The 14,917-nt window shown below is 38.4% G+C and carries 22 protein-coding genes; 17 read left to right on the top strand and 5 right to left on the bottom strand.

Translation table 11 applies throughout. From position 1 onward, the window contains the following. Positions 1-588 precede the first annotated feature (588 nt). Together ACHZEU_RS02945 and ACHZEU_RS02940 are read left to right on the top strand one after the other, a co-directional pair. Positions 589-1,236: a class I SAM-dependent methyltransferase gene (locus ACHZEU_RS02945; protein ID WP_066036856.1), complete on the top strand. Its 648-nt coding sequence runs from the start codon at positions 589-591 to the stop codon at positions 1,234-1,236. After that, the gene (locus ACHZEU_RS02940) at positions 1,226-2,209 is read left to right on the top strand and encodes an HD domain-containing protein (protein ID WP_279494849.1); all 984 of its coding nucleotides are present in this window, start codon (positions 1,226-1,228) and stop codon (positions 2,207-2,209) included. Before ACHZEU_RS02945 ends, ACHZEU_RS02940 begins: the two co-directional genes overlap by 11 nt. A 15-nt stretch (positions 2,210-2,224) precedes the next feature. Here ACHZEU_RS02940 and ACHZEU_RS02935 read toward each other — a convergent pair whose 3' ends face one another. Next, positions 2,225-2,560: a hypothetical protein gene (locus ACHZEU_RS02935; RefSeq protein ID WP_066036854.1), complete on the bottom strand. Its 336-nt coding sequence runs from the start codon at positions 2,558-2,560 to the stop codon at positions 2,225-2,227. Between the two features lie 148 nt (positions 2,561-2,708). Here ACHZEU_RS02935 and ACHZEU_RS02930 point away from each other — a divergent pair, with 148 nt between their 5' ends. From ACHZEU_RS02930 to thrS, 11 genes are all read left to right on the top strand, one after another. After that, a complete protein-coding gene (locus ACHZEU_RS02930; protein WP_279494850.1) occupies positions 2,709-3,191 on the top strand; it encodes a hypothetical protein in 483 nt (160 codons plus the stop codon). Between the two features lie 86 nt (positions 3,192-3,277). Beyond that, positions 3,278-3,676 (top strand): MarR family winged helix-turn-helix transcriptional regulator, encoded by a 399-nt coding sequence (locus ACHZEU_RS02925; RefSeq protein ID WP_036219134.1) that lies wholly within the window; start codon positions 3,278-3,280, stop codon positions 3,674-3,676. After that, complete coding sequence (locus ACHZEU_RS02920) at positions 3,676-4,023, top strand: DUF3147 family protein (RefSeq protein ID WP_016993931.1); 348 nt, start codon at positions 3,676-3,678, stop codon at positions 4,021-4,023. Before ACHZEU_RS02925 ends, ACHZEU_RS02920 begins: the two co-directional genes overlap by 1 nt. Before the next feature lie 15 nt (positions 4,024-4,038). After that, positions 4,039-4,524: a GNAT family N-acetyltransferase gene (locus tag ACHZEU_RS02915; protein WP_048394534.1), complete on the top strand. Its 486-nt coding sequence runs from the start codon at positions 4,039-4,041 to the stop codon at positions 4,522-4,524. A 47-nt stretch (positions 4,525-4,571) separates the two neighbouring features. Further along, positions 4,572-5,036 carry a hypothetical protein gene (locus ACHZEU_RS02910; protein ID WP_048394533.1) on the top strand — a complete coding sequence of 155 codons (465 nt, stop codon included), beginning with the start codon at positions 4,572-4,574 and terminating at the stop codon, positions 5,034-5,036. A gap of 123 nt (positions 5,037-5,159) precedes the next feature. Further along, positions 5,160-5,666: a hypothetical protein gene (locus ACHZEU_RS02905; protein WP_054549270.1), complete on the top strand. Its 507-nt coding sequence runs from the start codon at positions 5,160-5,162 to the stop codon at positions 5,664-5,666. 121 nt (positions 5,667-5,787) lie between these two features. Further along, positions 5,788-5,973 carry a hypothetical protein gene (locus ACHZEU_RS02900; RefSeq protein WP_279494852.1) on the top strand — a complete coding sequence of 62 codons (186 nt, stop codon included), beginning with the start codon at positions 5,788-5,790 and terminating at the stop codon, positions 5,971-5,973. Next, complete coding sequence (locus ACHZEU_RS02895) at positions 5,974-6,384, top strand: hypothetical protein (RefSeq protein ID WP_279494853.1); 411 nt, start codon at positions 5,974-5,976, stop codon at positions 6,382-6,384. It begins immediately after the preceding gene. 11 nt (positions 6,385-6,395) lie between these two features. Further along, positions 6,396-6,752, top strand: coding sequence for a hypothetical protein (locus ACHZEU_RS02890; RefSeq protein WP_054549268.1), 357 nt, complete (start codon positions 6,396-6,398; stop codon positions 6,750-6,752). Positions 6,753-6,766: 14 nt separating this feature from the next. Then, entirely contained in the window at positions 6,767-6,997 is a 231-nt protein-coding gene (locus ACHZEU_RS02885) for a hypothetical protein (protein WP_279494855.1), read from the top strand. Between the two features lie 380 nt (positions 6,998-7,377). Beyond that, entirely contained in the window at positions 7,378-9,294 is a 1,917-nt protein-coding gene (thrS, locus tag ACHZEU_RS02880; protein ID WP_279494857.1) for a threonine--tRNA ligase, read from the top strand. A 124-nt stretch (positions 9,295-9,418) separates the two neighbouring features. Here the strand turns inward: thrS and ACHZEU_RS02875 are convergent, their stop codons facing one another. Both ACHZEU_RS02875 and ACHZEU_RS02870 read right to left on the bottom strand, forming a co-directional pair. Beyond that, the gene (locus ACHZEU_RS02875; protein WP_048394519.1) at positions 9,419-9,889 is read right to left on the bottom strand and encodes a hypothetical protein; all 471 of its coding nucleotides are present in this window, start codon (positions 9,887-9,889) and stop codon (positions 9,419-9,421) included. A gap of 172 nt (positions 9,890-10,061) precedes the next feature. Continuing rightward, positions 10,062-10,232, bottom strand: coding sequence for an aspartyl-phosphate phosphatase Spo0E family protein (locus ACHZEU_RS02870; RefSeq protein WP_004230265.1), 171 nt, complete (start codon positions 10,230-10,232; stop codon positions 10,062-10,064). Between the two features lie 812 nt (positions 10,233-11,044). Between ACHZEU_RS02870 and ACHZEU_RS02865 the strand changes: the two genes are divergently transcribed. Then, entirely contained in the window at positions 11,045-11,602 is a 558-nt protein-coding gene (locus tag ACHZEU_RS02865; RefSeq protein WP_404803999.1) for a histidine phosphatase family protein, read from the top strand. Positions 11,603-11,653: 51 nt separating this feature from the next. Here the strand turns inward: ACHZEU_RS02865 and ACHZEU_RS02860 are convergent, their stop codons facing one another. After that, a complete protein-coding gene (locus ACHZEU_RS02860; RefSeq protein WP_404803998.1) occupies positions 11,654-12,205 on the bottom strand; it encodes a GNAT family N-acetyltransferase in 552 nt (183 codons plus the stop codon). A gap of 148 nt (positions 12,206-12,353) precedes the next feature. On the opposite strand from ACHZEU_RS02860, the gene ACHZEU_RS02855 reads away from it, so the two are divergent. Genes ACHZEU_RS02855 through ACHZEU_RS02845 form a run of 3 tightly spaced genes read left to right on the top strand, consistent with a single transcriptional unit; the run spans position 12,354 to position 13,908 of the window. Further along, the gene (locus ACHZEU_RS02855; protein WP_404803997.1) at positions 12,354-12,992 is read left to right on the top strand and encodes an SMI1/KNR4 family protein; all 639 of its coding nucleotides are present in this window, start codon (positions 12,354-12,356) and stop codon (positions 12,990-12,992) included. A 2-nt stretch (positions 12,993-12,994) separates the two neighbouring features. Continuing rightward, the gene (locus tag ACHZEU_RS02850) at positions 12,995-13,477 is read left to right on the top strand and encodes a GNAT family N-acetyltransferase (RefSeq protein ID WP_404804565.1); all 483 of its coding nucleotides are present in this window, start codon (positions 12,995-12,997) and stop codon (positions 13,475-13,477) included. Then, positions 13,474-13,908, top strand: coding sequence for a GNAT family N-acetyltransferase (locus ACHZEU_RS02845; RefSeq protein ID WP_404803996.1), 435 nt, complete (start codon positions 13,474-13,476; stop codon positions 13,906-13,908). The genes ACHZEU_RS02850 and ACHZEU_RS02845 overlap by 4 nt, the downstream gene beginning before the upstream one ends. Before the next feature lie 14 nt (positions 13,909-13,922). Here the strand turns inward: ACHZEU_RS02845 and ACHZEU_RS02840 are convergent, their stop codons facing one another. After that, entirely contained in the window at positions 13,923-14,660 is a 738-nt protein-coding gene (locus ACHZEU_RS02840; RefSeq protein WP_404803995.1) for a class I SAM-dependent methyltransferase, read from the bottom strand. Between the last annotated feature and the right edge of the window lie 257 nt (positions 14,661-14,917).

Below are 14,917 nucleotides of genomic sequence, written 5' to 3'. Positions count from 1 at the left end.
TAATTAATTTTAATGAACTAATTATATTTCTACCATAAAAAAGAATAAAGTAAATTAGTGTAACATTTATAAAGAAATAAAGTATATTAAAGTTAATTTGAGTAATGCCATTTTTAGTAAATAGAGCAATTGCGGATGATAACTCATTCTCACCGATGTAACTTATAAAGGGGAATGGGGCTCCAAATTTGTTAGAACCAAAAGATGCAAAGAAAATGGACATTAAGCTCATTATAATGCTAATCCATAACAACGCCTTTTTGTTTGTACCTTGCATTAAGTCATCTCCTTTTATATTTTAACTACCCAGTATTATTATATCGTAAAAAGTTGAATGTGGTAATATTTTGGTAATTTATAATAAAATATTATCCAGAATGTTTATTGTAATTTTTATACATATTGATATTATAACAGCTTATGAAAATTTGAAAATTGATAAAGCACTGTTTATTTTCTGAATTGTTGGAAAGGTAATAAATTGGTATAATGGACTGAATTGGTTAATGAAGGGGGATTTATGATGAAACAGATGACTGAACGTAAATTAATGAATGCTTGGAGAATTTATACATTGTAGGAGGCACTATGCTATTAAATAAAGAAGGTTTTGATTTATGGGCCGATGGATACGACCAAACGGTACAACACAGTGAGGAAAAGTATCAATACCCATTTGCAGGCTATAAAGCGATTTTAAATAAAATTTTCAATGAAGTGATGGCTGTTCCCGCTTCCACAGTTTTAGATATTGGCTTTGGAACAGGGGTATTAACGGCGAAGCTTTATGAACAGGGGCATTCGATTTATGGCTTTGATTTTTCTGCGAACATGATTGCCATTGCCAAGGAAAAAATGCCAGAGGCTCACTTAATGGAGTGGGATTTAATGAATGGCTTGCCACAGGAGCTATTACAGCAGCCCTATGATGCGATTATTAGTACGTATGCGCTCCATCATTTTACAGATGAGCAAAAGTCTTTGTATATCACACAATTATTACAGCACCTATCACCAACAGGGAAAATTTTAATTGGCGATGTAGCTTTCCAGACAAGAGAGCAGCTGGAGCAATGTCGTCAAGATAGCAAGGGATACTGGGATGAGGATGAATTTTACTTTGTCCATGAGGAGCTAAAGGTCGCCTTACAGGAAATTTGTGAGTTAACATTTTACCCACTATCGCATTGTGGTGGAGTCTTTGTGATTAGTCGGAAGAATATAAATGCTGATTAGTGACCCTTTATATGGGGAGTTCGAGATAGATGGTTTGTTAGAGGAATTGATTGTAAGTAAGCCAGTTCAACGCTTAAAGGAAATTCATCAGGCTGGGGCAGGCTTTCTAGTAAATAGCAAGTGGACTATTTCAAGATTTGAGCATACTGTAGGTGTCATGCTGCTTATTAGACAGCTTGGCGGTTCATTGCAGGAGCAGGTGGCAGGCTTATTACATGATGTGTCCCATACCGCTTTTTCCCATGTGGTGGATGTTGTCCTTGAAAATGAGGCGGAAGATTACCATGAAGCGATATTCATGGATGTTATCAAACAGTCTTCGATACCTGCGATTCTTGAAAAATATGGCTACGAGGTAGAGAACATACTAGATACATCCAGATGGTCGTTACTTGAACAACCTGCTCCAGCATTGTGTGCAGATCGTATCGATTATACATTAAGAGATATGTATTTTTATGGAAATTTAGCCCTGGAAGATATCCAAAAATTTTTACAGGACTTATTCGTTTTTCAGGGGAAACTGTGTGTTAAAACGATTGAGCGTGCAGAATGGTTTGTAAAAATTTATTATCAGGAAGTGTTAGATTTTTTCTTGCACCCTTTAAATATCTATGCGACAAGTTCGTTAGCGCATGTATTAAAGCTGTCACTAGCAAAACAAATTCTAACGCTTGAAGATTTCCTAAAGACTGATCATGAGGTAATGCAGCAGATGAAGGCTTCACATGATCGAGACGTTCAAGCTCTTTTACAACAATTACATGAAAATGTAGAGGTAAGAGAAGAACAAGAGAATCATGACATTCATTTTCGTAATAAAGTGCGACTCATCGATCCAGCTATCTATCATCAACAGCGACTATGGAAGGCGAGCGAGGTATCTAACTATGTCAAAGCAATGAATGTCTCTGCTTTGGAAAGGTTTGAGCAGGGTGTTTATGTGAAAATAATCAATGAGGAGCTGTCATAGGGCAGCTCCTTTTCTTTAGGCAAACATGGATAAAATATATTTGCCAGAAAGCATAAATAGGGCATAGACAGCGAGCGCGCTCATAACAGAGATGCCTGGTTTAAACCAGCTTGTTAGGAGAAACGTGAGCACAGTAAATAATAGCATGCCAACCGCTCCAAATACCGTGTTTTGAAGAACAGTATGAAAGGTATCTTCTTTCATATTTTTCATTTGCATGCCCATATTAATGAGCGTCAATATCGGTAAGGCCGTAATAATACCTGATAAAAATAAATACTTAGATTGGCTAAGTAGTAGCGCTAGCACCATGATTGTGCCACCTACTAAAAAATAGAGAAAGTATAACATGGGATGCCCTCAATTAAATTCAGAATAGAGTAATAATACTGTAGAACGTAAGTGTTCACAAGTACCCATTGATACTATTTAGCAAGAAGCGCAGAAAGATAGATGTTTATGAAAAATAGATAGAATTTTTGGGAGGGGGTGAGTAGTAATGTCCATTCTATCCTTTATGCTTTTATATGTAGTAGGCATACCAATCTCTACGCTGCTGCATGAAATTGGGCATGCATTGGGTGTTATAGTATGTTCAAAGGAACGAGCCCATGTTTATTTAGGTGCAAAAAATCTTCCTGAAAACTTGCGTATAGGTCGTATACATTTCCATATTCGATGGGGATTGTTTGGCTTCTGTACCCCACAACAAGGGAGTAGCTTAACGCGCAAGCAGTCGCTCGGATTTATAGCGGGTGGTCCTATCATGACTTTAGCAGTATTACTTTTTGCCAGCTATCTAGCCCGTTATTTTGCTGCTTATGCAGGGATACACTATTTTTTCAATAGCCTTTTTTATTTGAATACTTTTCAATTTCTTGCAACAGCAGTCCCGCTAATTTATCCAAACTGGTATAAGCCCTATGCAGGTTTACCCTCAGATGGCTATCAGATGCTAAGCTTACTGAAGAAAAATATCTGAAAATAAAAACTTTAACGAGGTCACTTTTAATATATCGTTGTATACGATATAATCGTTTTGAACGATATATTAAAGGAGTTATTACAATGATTAAAGATATAAATGATTATTTTACAACGATATTCTATCATCTACATACAACCCATGAAGATGTTATTTCCCATCAGAGTGTGCGTATTTTGCAAATGATACAAAAGGAAGAGGAAGTGACGGTGCGTGATATAGCAGGGTTACTAAATATTTCTCCTAATACGGCATCAGAGCATGTGAAAAAGCTAGAGCGTCATGGCTGGGTGATGAAGGAGCGTGCAAGTGACGACCAGCGTAAGGTCATGCTACATTTGACAGCAGAAGGGCTACAAGTGTTGAAGAAAAACTCGGAGCTAGATGATGATAAGCTACAGCATGCACTTAATCAGCTAACTGAGCAGGAACAGCAAGCCATTCTACAGGCGTTTCGACGTCTAAGTGAGGTGGCAAAATAATGTATACATTCTTTAAAATTTTGAGTTCAGCAGCCATCATTGGCGTTGTGACGGAGGTTGCACGACGATTTCCTACCTATGGAGGCATTATTGCTGCGTTGCCCTTGGTGAGTATTTTAAGCATTATTTGGCTGACAGTGCAAAGTGAGTCGAGTGAGCATATTCAACGCTTTACGGTAGGCGTTATCGTTGGCTTGCCTGCAACGATGTGCATGCTATTTGTGATTTACATGGCGATGAAATCCTCCGTACATATTGTACTAGCTATTGGACTTGGTGTGCTATCCTGGGCTGTATTTTTAGGCATACAAAAAGCGATTGCAGGGGTTTTTCATATTTCCATTTAAGAAGGAGTTTATAAAATGACGATTATTGCCATACATCAACTACCAAAACAAACTGTAAGCGAATTTTTTCAGGAACATTGGGGTACGACAGAGATGGTCATTTCCAGTGGCATTTATGATTGTAGTGAATTAGCGGGCTTTGCTTTTATGAATGAGCAACAAATGATGATCGGTTTAATCACCTATATCATGCGGGAAGAGGACTGTGAAATCATTTCGTTAGATAGTACGGTTGAGGGGAAAGGTATTGGTTCTGCTCTTGTGAAAGCAGTAGAACAAGCAGCAATGGAGCAGGGCTGTACAAGCATATCACTTATTACAACAAACGATAATTTGCATGCATTGAAATTCTATCAAAAACGAGGCTATTGTTTAATAGAAATACTGCGTAATGCAGTGGAAAAAGCAAGAGCCTATAAGCCTTCTATCCCACTCATTGGTAATGATGGTATTCCAATACGAGATGAAATACGTTTACAAAAACAACTTGACTGTCAATAAGTCAGGTTGTTTTTGTTATACTAGTTGGGAGGAAAGAGAGGGAAAGTATGAAAAAAATACTATTTATTTTAGTACTGAGTGTGCTTGTGGTCGGGGCAATCTTTATGATTTATCTCAAGAGCAATCCACCACTTGTTATTCAAAGCTATAGCAGCAAACAAGGCAATGAAGCAATCAAAATCATCGCACTTGAAAATACAGGGCTGCGTGAAATTAAGCTAAAGCAAATACTGGTGAATGATCAGCGTCCTGATAACGCGAAGCTTATAATAAGTAAGTCAGAACCTTTTGAGGCGGAAACAAAGCTAGAGGGAAATGATCAACTATCTTTTCATAAATTAGCACAGCGAACGATCGTACCTCAAAGATACATAAATCAACAAGCTATTGGCGAGCAGCCACAGCATTATGCAGTACAAGTTCTAGCATCTAACAACCAGAAAGTAACGATACACTATGAATACTTAAAAATACCTTTTACGCTTACAGTTGAGCTTCAAGCCAACAAATAATCACTTTTTGTCTTATCCTTTATGCCTGTGTCAATTTCTAAGATTGTTTGGTGAAAAGCTCCTATCCCTCCTAGAACATGGTAATATTGTATTAACAGCAATTGTGATACTAGGAGGGACCTAATGGCATTTATCATCTTGGGTATAGTACTATTTATCTGTGTTATCACTGTGACATTAGTGTTTATGAAAAAGCTTTTAAAAAATGATATTATGCTTGAAGTGACAGCCACTTGTGAAGGAAAAAATGAAGACAATCAAGCGATTATGAAGATATATTTTAGGTATTCCATTGGACGTCTTGCCAGAAGGAAACGAGAAATGATAGGCAGTATTGAATGGTCTGAAGGGTGGATGCCTGTCAGCTATAATTTAAAAGAACATGGCGTGTATGATGAAGAACGACTTCTGTATGCAACGAATGAGCAAACGTATTCCACCTTTGAAATCAACGCGACAAATGCGCTTGACGAGCAAGGACGTGGAGAGGGCTACGTGGTCCTTGTATTAGAAAAGCCAAATACCTCTCATATGTCCCGAGCGGGTGTTATTCTCGCTGTGACAGCCAATATGGTTACATATCAATTATCAGACTCGACTAGCTGGCACAATGATATGCTAGCGAACTAGCTATCCAATGTATTGGATAGCTTTTTTGGTATTTACAAGTAAAAATAGGCTGTTTATGGAACCAATTGCGGAAAATAACGTATAGAAAGAAGAAGGACTTGCAGGAGGAAGGAGGATATAGATGTCCGAACAACATAGCAAATACAATGATTCAAGGCTTGTCACAATAGATGAGCAAATATGTGCACTTTTGCAGCAACGAAAAGAGCAAGCTGCTCTTACTCCAGGCTTGCCTTCGGATGATACCATTTCGAAATGGGCACAGCAATATGGTTTCGATGATACTTTTTTAGCGTTGTTCTTCTAGTTGATTAAATCAGAAAAATACTATACTTCAAAGGTAGAACCTTCAGGCTTCCGTCACTATATCCCTGTATTGAAAACGGTAGCAAAGGGAGAGCGTTTGTATACGGTTTCTTATGTTCGTCAATATGACAATGCAAGTGTAGTGCAATTATTAATCGATTGGGATGAGCAGCAAGAACCTCAGCTAACGATTCAGCAAAAATTAGAACGAAAACATTTTGGTCTATACATTGATGCGTCCTATGAATGCCGAAGTAAAGGTACAGGTGGCTCAAATGGACATGAAAGCAGTACGTATGTGGTGACACCACCCTTGCCAGATGATTTAAGTGGACTTCATTTTGTTTTTACAGAATACGAGGATGCCTTTGAAGAAAAGCCGACAGGGTGGGCTATCACCATACAAGGTTAGGGGGATATTTAATGAAAAAATGGATGTTTCCACTTGCCCTCATCATCCTATTGACAGCTTGTCAAAGTCCCAAGCAGGAGATACATTATATCGCCAAAAGTGAGCATTGGAAAGCCATCTATCATAGTAATGGTGAGGTGGGCTTACGCTTATTTTATCTGGGAGATGATGATGATTTGGGGCCTTTAGAAATTACAATTGAGGGGACAAAAGAATCCCAAAATTTAAGTGATGTTCAGTTAAATAAAGATGGCTATTATTCCTTCACAAAAAAAGAAAGTGAGAAAATCTTTAAACGAGAAACAAAGCCAATGATCCATGTAGAATGGCAATCTGAAGATGAGACCTTAGAAGTGAAAAATCATTAGGAGATAATAATAAAATGCGAATTGAACAGCGCGAAGATATAGTGATTATTGATGGGCTAGAAATCAGCGGTACGATTCAAAAAAATCAACAATGCCCGAGTTGTCAAAATTCCATCATCTATGATGACACGTTTGATAGTTATTTTTGTGCGATGTTTAATGAGTGGCAAGAGGAGGCATGTGATGACCCGCATTGTCACTATTGTGTTCAACGTCCAGAACGCCCATTGCAAGTCCATCGCTAAATTTTTTTCTTTTTTAGTGTTTGACAAAGAATTCACTATTCGTTATAGTAATTAACAATTTCATACAAAATGAAATGGGCAATGATAAGGACAAGAGATGCGATTAACCATTTATAGAGAGGGAGGCCTTGGCTGCAAGCTTCCTAATGTCGTACTCCCATCTTACTACCTTGGAGCCGTGCTTGGAAACTTGCACCGTTTTTTTTGCGGCGTTACAGCAAAATCAATGAGCCACTAGCTTATAAACTAGTGGGAATTTGGGTGGAACCACGGGTAATCAACACATACTCGTCCCTTCTTAGGGGCGGATATGTGTTTTTTTTATCTACACAATTATGCCAAGGTGTAATTGATTTTATTACTAAAAGGAGTAGAGAAACATGTCAAATCAACGTATTCACATTCAATTTCCAGATGGTCAACAACAAGCATTTACTAAAGGTGTGACACTAACCGATATTGCACAAGCGATTCGTCCAGAGCTTCGTAAAAAGGCAGTCGCAGGGAGTGTTAACGGAACCATCATTGATTTGACGCGCCCGATTATGGAAGATGCACAAATTACATTGTACGATGCAAGCTCAAAGGAAGGGATCGAGGTCATTCGCCATTCTACGGCCCATTTATTAGCTCAGGCAATTAAACGACTTTATCCACATGCACAATTTGGAGTAGGACCAGTCATTGAAAATGGCTTTTATTATGATATAGATATTGCTGATACACTGACACCGAGTGATTTACAGCAAATTGAAAAGAAAATGAAACAAATTGTACAGGAAAATATCCCGATTCATAGACGCGAGGTTTCACGTGAAGAAGCAAAGCAATTATTCGCCCATGATGCGTTAAAGCTAGAGCTGTTGGAGGCAATTCCTGTAGATGAGCTAGTTACGATTTATGAGCAGGGAGATTTTTATGATTTATGTCGTGGTCCACATGTCCCGTCTACAGGCAAATTACAGCATTTTAAATTAATGCATGTGTCAGGCGCTTACTGGCGAGGCGATAGCGAGAATCAAATGCTTCAGCGTATTTATGGCGTTGCCTTTGCTACAAAAGAGGAACTGCGCGATCATTTTATCTTCTTGGAGGAAGCAGAAAAGCGAAATCATCGCAAGCTAGGTAAAGAGCTATCGTTATTTATGTTTTCAGAGGAAGCACCTGGCATGCCCTTCTATTTAGCCAATGGTCAAATTTTACGCAATGAACTGGAATCGTATTTGCGACATTTACAAGCAAAATATGACTATAGGGAAGTACGAACACCGCTGATGATGAACCAACGCTTATGGGAGCAGTCAGGTCACTGGGATCATTATAAGGACAATATGTATTTCACACAGGTGGATGACCAAAGCTTTGCCTTAAAGCCGATGAACTGTCCTGGGCATATGCTGATTTTCAAAAATGCCTTACATTCCTATCGGGATTTACCTATACGTATGGCAGAATTTGGGCAAGTGCACCGACATGAATTTAGTGGCGCCTTGAATGGTCTGTTACGTGTACGAACTTTTTGTCAGGATGATGCCCATATTTTTGCAACACCACAGCAAATTGAGGATGAAATTGCACTGGCCTTAAAGATTATAGATGAAGTGTACAACGTCTTTGGATTTGCGTATACGATTGAATTATCGACACGACCAGATGATTATATGGGTGATTTGGCACTGTGGGATCAAGCAGAAGCAGCACTTGAAAATGTCCTAAACAATTTAGGTATTGCCTATACAATTAATGCAGGGGACGGGGCTTTCTATGGACCGAAAATTGACATCCATATTAAAGATGCGATTCAGCGCAGTCATCAATGCGCAACGGTTCAGCTTGATTTCCAGCTACCAGAGAAATTTGATTTAACGTATATTAATGAGCACAATGAAAGGGTGAGACCTGTTGTCATCCATCGTGCAGTGTTTGGCTCAATTGATCGCTTCTTAGGTATTTTAATCGAGCATTTTGGCGGAGCATTCCCAACTTGGCTGGCACCACAGCAAGTCCAAGTGATTGGAGTAGCTGAGGCACATCAAGGCTATGCCAAGCAAGTTGTTGAAGCTTTACAACAGGCAGACATCCGTGTGCAATTAGATGACCGTCAAGAAAAGCTCGGCAAAAAGATACGAGAAGCCCAATTGCAAAAAATACCATATATTGTGGTTATTGGTGATCGTGAGGTTGCCAACCAAACTGTAGCTGTTCGCAGACATGGTCAGCAAAATTCCACTGATAAGTCACTACAGCAATTAATAGAAGAAGTCACAGCAGCCATTCAACAAAAAAGTTTAGCTTAATTTAAGTAAAGAAAGCTTGCGATGAATGTTCGTCATTCATCGCAAGCTTTTTAATTGTTAAGAAATTTTTACTTCTATTTTTTTGAAATGACTACTAGAATCTACATGGTGTGCATACAATGAATTAAAGGTGCTTGGAACTTTCTTGAAAAAGCGAATGTCCCAGTATTACTTCTTGTGTTTCAGCGTCGATGACAAGAAATTTGCGATAGGATTCATCGGTATTGTGCTGAAAGGATGCTAAAAAATAAACTTGTCGATTGGGATGAATAAAAGTATGTTGAGAGAGGTCTATTGTTTCCTGTTTACCATCTGTTTGTAAATAAAAACGTTTTGTCGCATTTGCTACATCTTTAAAAGCCATCTTTTGACGAATATTCAATGAAGCATTGGTATATTCCTCATAAATCGCACGATTAAGCTGCTGATAAAATGTGTCCTCATCACGAAACGATTGAAATTGGTTGTTTGGGTATTGATATAGTGTATTTATTTCAGTTGGTGTGCAAAGTGTGGGTGATGTATGGTCTACTGAATGTTGAGGTGGCAATAATATTTTGGAAACAACCATAAAAGTTAAGATGAATACGTGCATCATTCAACCTCCAAATGTTTTCTTATCAAAAACATCGCCTACTTTTTCATTCTCTATACATTCTGAGAAATGGCTAGGTGAATGCATGTATCATCCCCGATAAAACCAGCCAATAAAACATGGCCTGGCTTTATCATATCTATACTTTCTTCTATTATATGCCTCGTTATGATTAGGAAGCTTGTGCTTGTTTTAAATATCTATTAAGTAAGACATCCAATTCTTGACTGTAATCTACTACAATAGGGTGGGTGAAACCAAGATCCTTTGCTTTTTTATACATAATTCTTCGTTTGATCTCAATTTCCGCCTTCAAGAATTGTTTAAGTAATAAGTTAACCAAGATATTTTCCTCCTAATTTTTTATCCATATTCTTGAAATAAATTTTTATGACCTCGATTCAACTTTTTCATTGTATATCACTTATATTAAAAAAAATGTCACATTGTGTATCGTTTCTTAAATTCGTAATTTAGTCATAGATAAGGTACTTCATCCTATTTAACTTGGTTGAAAATTTTTATATATTATAGATAAAAATTACTGTAAAATTCCCCTTTTATAGAATTTAATATATGACTTAAAACCCTGTTCGTGTGCTGAATAGGGTTATTCACGTTCTTTGTTTTAGAAAATATTAAGGGGAAAATGGAGAAGTCTTAAGTCTTTTATACTAAGAAAAAAGTTGTGATTAGAGATTGAATTTTCCGATAATTAATTGCAGAATTCATATCTTGTCACATTTTAGCAAATTCCCTTTTTTGTTGTTTAGAAATGGGGACATTTCATTGTCTATGGTGAAATGTTGAGAATTTTTGAAATTAATGGAATAATGGGTGAGAGAAGAGGTGATGAAGCGGATTGATCGTTGGAATAAAGAGAGGCCTTTCAAGCTTTCTTAAACGCAGGTGAAATTCGTCCTTTACAAGCCATGATGCATTCCTCACAAAAGAATTGTTTGAGCGAATTAACTTACGTATTTCAGTATAGATTTTATGATCGAATAGTGATTAATGAATCGAGCACCCCTGATTTACAGGTCGTTCAACTGGAAATTTCCGTTGGGAGTCAGCTCTACATAAAAACATACGCTCTGCAACAGCAAGAGGAGATTTGGAAGGTTCATTTAGCTAAAGATCAAAGAGGAGAAACAGATGACTGAAATTTATTTTGTTAGACACGCACATGCTCATTATTCAGAGGATGAATATCATCGTCCACTATCTGCTCATGGACAAAGGGATGCAGAGTGTGTCACAAATCTTTTGAAGCATCATCGAATCGATGCCGTTTATGCTAGTCCCTATCGAAGAGCTATTCAAACAGTGGAGGGGGTTGCACAGGCGCGTCTTTTACCCGTTCAAACGATAGATGCTTTAAAAGAAAGACAACTTTCTAAGGGGRAGCTGGAGGATTTTCATGCAGCAGTTCAACGGGTGTGGCAGGAGCCAAGCTTTGCATGGGCAGGTGGGGAGTCCAATCAACAGGCAATGGCTCGCGCTATTCCAAGTTTGCGAAACATCCTTCTCACGCATCCACAGGAGTCTGTCGTTATCGGTACACATGGCAATATCATGGCATTGATGATGCAATATTTTGATGCCCAATACGATTATGCATTTTGGCAAACGTTAAGTATGCCAGATATCTATCGATTAGCCTTTCAAGGGCTATCCTTACAGGAAGTAACACGCGTGTGGCAAGAGGACTGAACAAAAAAAGAGATACTACAGCAATCATAGTATCTCTCTTGTGCTATTCTGTTAATTCCTCTCCCAATCGGAGCGTAAGAGGCCAAATAAAACTACGTCATGGAATGTACCGAAGCGGAAAATTTCTTGGCGTAAAATGCCTTCTTTTGTGAAGCCACATTTTTCATAGGAGCGAATAGCTGCTGGGTTAAAGCTAAAAACCTGAAGCTTGATTTTCTGAACAGCTATATATTGGAAGATAAAATCAATAAGCGTTTTCATTGCATCCGTGCCATAGCCCTTGCCGTGCCACYCTCTCSCAATTGAAATGCCCACTGAGCAAGTGCTATTTTGCCAATTCACTGCATAAACGCCACAGGAGCCTATTAACTGTTGTGACGCTTTTTCATAGATACCGAAAAAGTATTCCTCCTTCTTTCCGCTGATACTGTTAAAGAAAGCGGTGTGATCCTCTACAGTTTGTGGAAAGGGAATCTCATCATTAGCAAGTAGCAAAGAGGTGATTTCGCTTTCGATTGCTATAAAAGCCTCTAGGTCAGCAGTAGTCATTTGTTGTAAAGTGATCGATTTACCTGTTAAAAATGTTTTCAAATAATGTTCCATTATTGTATTCTCCCTTATATAAGGGCTGCAAGTAGCGTTACAACCCTACGATTGTTGGTAATATTTTCACGTCTACTGCATCTTTCACACTCATAAATCCACCCCTTTTTTTGTGCATACTTCCATAGTAGCATGAGGGACTAAGAGAATGGAAGAAATTATGTTAAAATATGTCATAGTTAAAGAGAGAGGGATTAAGATGCGCACAACATATTTTGCGAATTTATTACAATACTTACCACAAGAAGAGCAGCAACAATTACAACAGGCTTTTGGTGCTTCAGAGACACAAATTCAGGCCTTGTTAGAAGTATTTCCGAACTGCCCACAAGCTTTGGTGGATCTATTACAGGATGTCAATGGTACATATTATTGTCAGCATGGGCAAGAAACGATCTGTGTTTTAGTTCTAGGCTCTGATTTAGGGGATTATCCGTATTATTTAAAATCGGTGGAGCAAATCGTGAAAGATTATCATGACAAGCGTGAAACAATTTATGAGCGCTATCAGGAATTTTTAGCGTATGTGGAAGTAGATGAAAAGATTAATATGCATGTCCCGATAAATGAACGGCTCTGCTTTGCAGATTGTATGAATAATGGGGGCACATCAAGCCTATATATTGATTTTACGCCAAATGAAGCGGGACAAGTTGGCCAGGTGGTTCGTTATGTCCATGATCCTGATAGCTTTGAGGTGATTGCAGCTTCGTTTGAGGATTATTTACAGCAACTTATAGAGGGAGACTATGAATTCACCGCTATTTACGAGGAGGAATTCGAGTGACTATGCAGCTCATGTTCTATGAGGACAAAGCAAAAAATTTAGTAGAACAATATACCCTAACAGAAGAGCAGCTACGCTATACAAAGTCTCCAAAAGAAAGCATTGCACTTGCTAAGCAGGATAATAGTCGGCATGCCATTTTAGCAATGGATGGTAACAAGCTAGTCACGTTCTTTGTCTTACATGAAAAAGAGGGGGTGACGCCTTACTCCTCCAACGAACAGGCGCTATTAATCCGTTCCTTTTCCACTGATTTTTATGAGCAGGGCAAAGGCTATGCCAAGACAGCACTCCAATTATTGCCTGACTTTGTTCGCAAGCATTTCCCATCCATCAATGAGCTGGTGCTCGGGGTCAATGTACCAAATAGAGCTGCTCAAGAACTTTATAAGCGATGTGGCTTTGTCGATGAAGGCAGACAGGCGATGGGACTTCGAAATGAGCTAAAGGTGATGAGCTACTATATGAAGGAGGTTGAAAATTGAGCCATCATATAATTGAAGCAAGAATGGAGCATTTACAAGCACTTTGTACAATCGATCAAGAAGTAATTGGAGATTCATCCAGAGCGGAAGAAATTCAGCAAGCTATCAAAGAGAAACGCTGTTTGCTATACCAATCCGCTGATACCATTGGGGGGTTTTTGCTATTTAGCAATGACTTTTTTGGCTATAGCTTTATTTCCTTAGTCATTGTCAAGCCGTCCGAGCGCAGAAAGGGGATCGCATCTGCCTTAATGACCGCTTATATCCAAATGGCTAAAACAGCAAAGGTTTTCTCCTCTACAAATCAATCCAATAGGCGTATGCACCAGCTTTTTCATAACCTAGGCTTTATCAAAAGCGGTTTTATCGACAACTTGGATGAGGGAGACCCAGAAATTATTTATATGAAACAAGCCTCACCACAAATCTAGGGTGAGGCTTTCGTTTATTTTTTTGCTTTGATGAATAAAAAGGATGGCCTGCGTAGTTCCTTTTCAATAGAAGGAAGTTGTTGAATGGCTGCTGTGCTTGGAATTGGTTCTACGATTTTATCAATGGTTAACCCATGGGTAATCAATGTATTGACCAGTGTCGCTATAGTGCGATGATATTTGACAACAACATCCACCAACCATGTTTGCTCACGCAAGCCTTCTTCCTGGTAATGATCCACAGCATAGTGCAGACGTTGATGATTGTCATCATATACCCAATTATCATCTGTTGTATGACGAGCTGTAGCAATAGGATGCTCCACAGAGAAGATAAATACACCGTTAGGACGTAGCATGTGAGCAATTTGACCAATGACCGCATCGAAATCTTTGACATAATGAAGAGATAGGGAGCTGGTTATACAATCAAAGCTAGCCGAAGGAGCTTCATAATCCTCTATTGCCTGTAGCTGATAGTCAATTTGTGAGTGGGCATGCTCCTGTTTAGCGACGGACAGCATATTGCTCGAAACATCTAATGCGGTTACGTGCTTGGCTTGATGGTCGATACAATAYTTGGCGAAATTCCCCATACCACAGCCAATATCGAGTACCTGTAAATTTGTCAACGGTGGAAGTAAAGCCTTCATCGTGGGCTGCTCCAAAAGACGGTTATAATTAGATGCTTTTTGTCTCAATGTCTTGTAGTGATGAAAAAATATCGGATTATCATAAATATTTTGTTTCATTAAAAGCCTCCAGTTTATGAAACATAACGTTATGTTATTTGTGCGCATCATTATTGTCCCATGTAGATAGAAAAAGAAATAGACTTTTATTACAATTTTTTGTAAGATGTAGATAGAGGCATACCATTTTGTGATACAGTCATCTTCCATTTAATGGGATATTTTCTCGTTCCCTCTACATAATGATTGAACCTACCAAGCACATCCCCATTTCCATGTCATAAAAATGTAACAATTTGAAAAAATAAAAATATTTA

Origin of the sequence: Lysinibacillus sp. S1 (genome assembly GCF_044986265.1) — a bacterium.
Classification (GTDB): Bacteria; Bacillota; Bacilli; order Bacillales_A; family Planococcaceae; genus Lysinibacillus; species Lysinibacillus capsici.
This window is presented reverse-complemented; position numbering and strand designations above follow the sequence as displayed.

Bases quoted from the DNA above. Each gene is read 5' to 3' on its own strand.
- thrS (WP_279494857.1), top strand. From the start codon at position 7,378: ATGTCAAATCAACGTATTCACATTCAATTTCCAGATGGTCAACAACAA.
- ACHZEU_RS02935 (WP_066036854.1), bottom strand. From the start codon at position 2,560: ATGTTATACTTTCTCTATTTTTTAGTAGGTGGCACAATCATGGTGCTA.
- ACHZEU_RS02885 (WP_279494855.1), top strand. From the start codon at position 6,767: ATGCGAATTGAACAGCGCGAAGATATAGTGATTATTGATGGGCTAGAA.
- ACHZEU_RS02920 (WP_016993931.1), top strand. From the start codon at position 3,676: ATGTATACATTCTTTAAAATTTTGAGTTCAGCAGCCATCATTGGCGTT.
- ACHZEU_RS02945 (WP_066036856.1), top strand. From the start codon at position 589: ATGCTATTAAATAAAGAAGGTTTTGATTTATGGGCCGATGGATACGAC.
- ACHZEU_RS02905 (WP_054549270.1), top strand. From the start codon at position 5,160: ATGGCATTTATCATCTTGGGTATAGTACTATTTATCTGTGTTATCACT.
- ACHZEU_RS02890 (WP_054549268.1), top strand. From the start codon at position 6,396: ATGAAAAAATGGATGTTTCCACTTGCCCTCATCATCCTATTGACAGCT.
- ACHZEU_RS02900 (WP_279494852.1), top strand. From the start codon at position 5,788: ATGTCCGAACAACATAGCAAATACAATGATTCAAGGCTTGTCACAATA.
- ACHZEU_RS02940 (WP_279494849.1), top strand. From the start codon at position 1,226: ATGCTGATTAGTGACCCTTTATATGGGGAGTTCGAGATAGATGGTTTG.
- ACHZEU_RS02915 (WP_048394534.1), top strand. From the start codon at position 4,039: ATGACGATTATTGCCATACATCAACTACCAAAACAAACTGTAAGCGAA.
- ACHZEU_RS02875 (WP_048394519.1), bottom strand. From the start codon at position 9,889: ATGCACGTATTCATCTTAACTTTTATGGTTGTTTCCAAAATATTATTG.
- ACHZEU_RS02930 (WP_279494850.1), top strand. From the start codon at position 2,709: ATGTCCATTCTATCCTTTATGCTTTTATATGTAGTAGGCATACCAATC.
- ACHZEU_RS02855 (WP_404803997.1), top strand. From the start codon at position 12,354: ATGGAAGAAATTATGTTAAAATATGTCATAGTTAAAGAGAGAGGGATT.
- ACHZEU_RS02850 (WP_404804565.1), top strand. From the start codon at position 12,995: ATGCAGCTCATGTTCTATGAGGACAAAGCAAAAAATTTAGTAGAACAA.
- ACHZEU_RS02925 (WP_036219134.1), top strand. From the start codon at position 3,278: ATGATTAAAGATATAAATGATTATTTTACAACGATATTCTATCATCTA.
- ACHZEU_RS02910 (WP_048394533.1), top strand. From the start codon at position 4,572: ATGAAAAAAATACTATTTATTTTAGTACTGAGTGTGCTTGTGGTCGGG.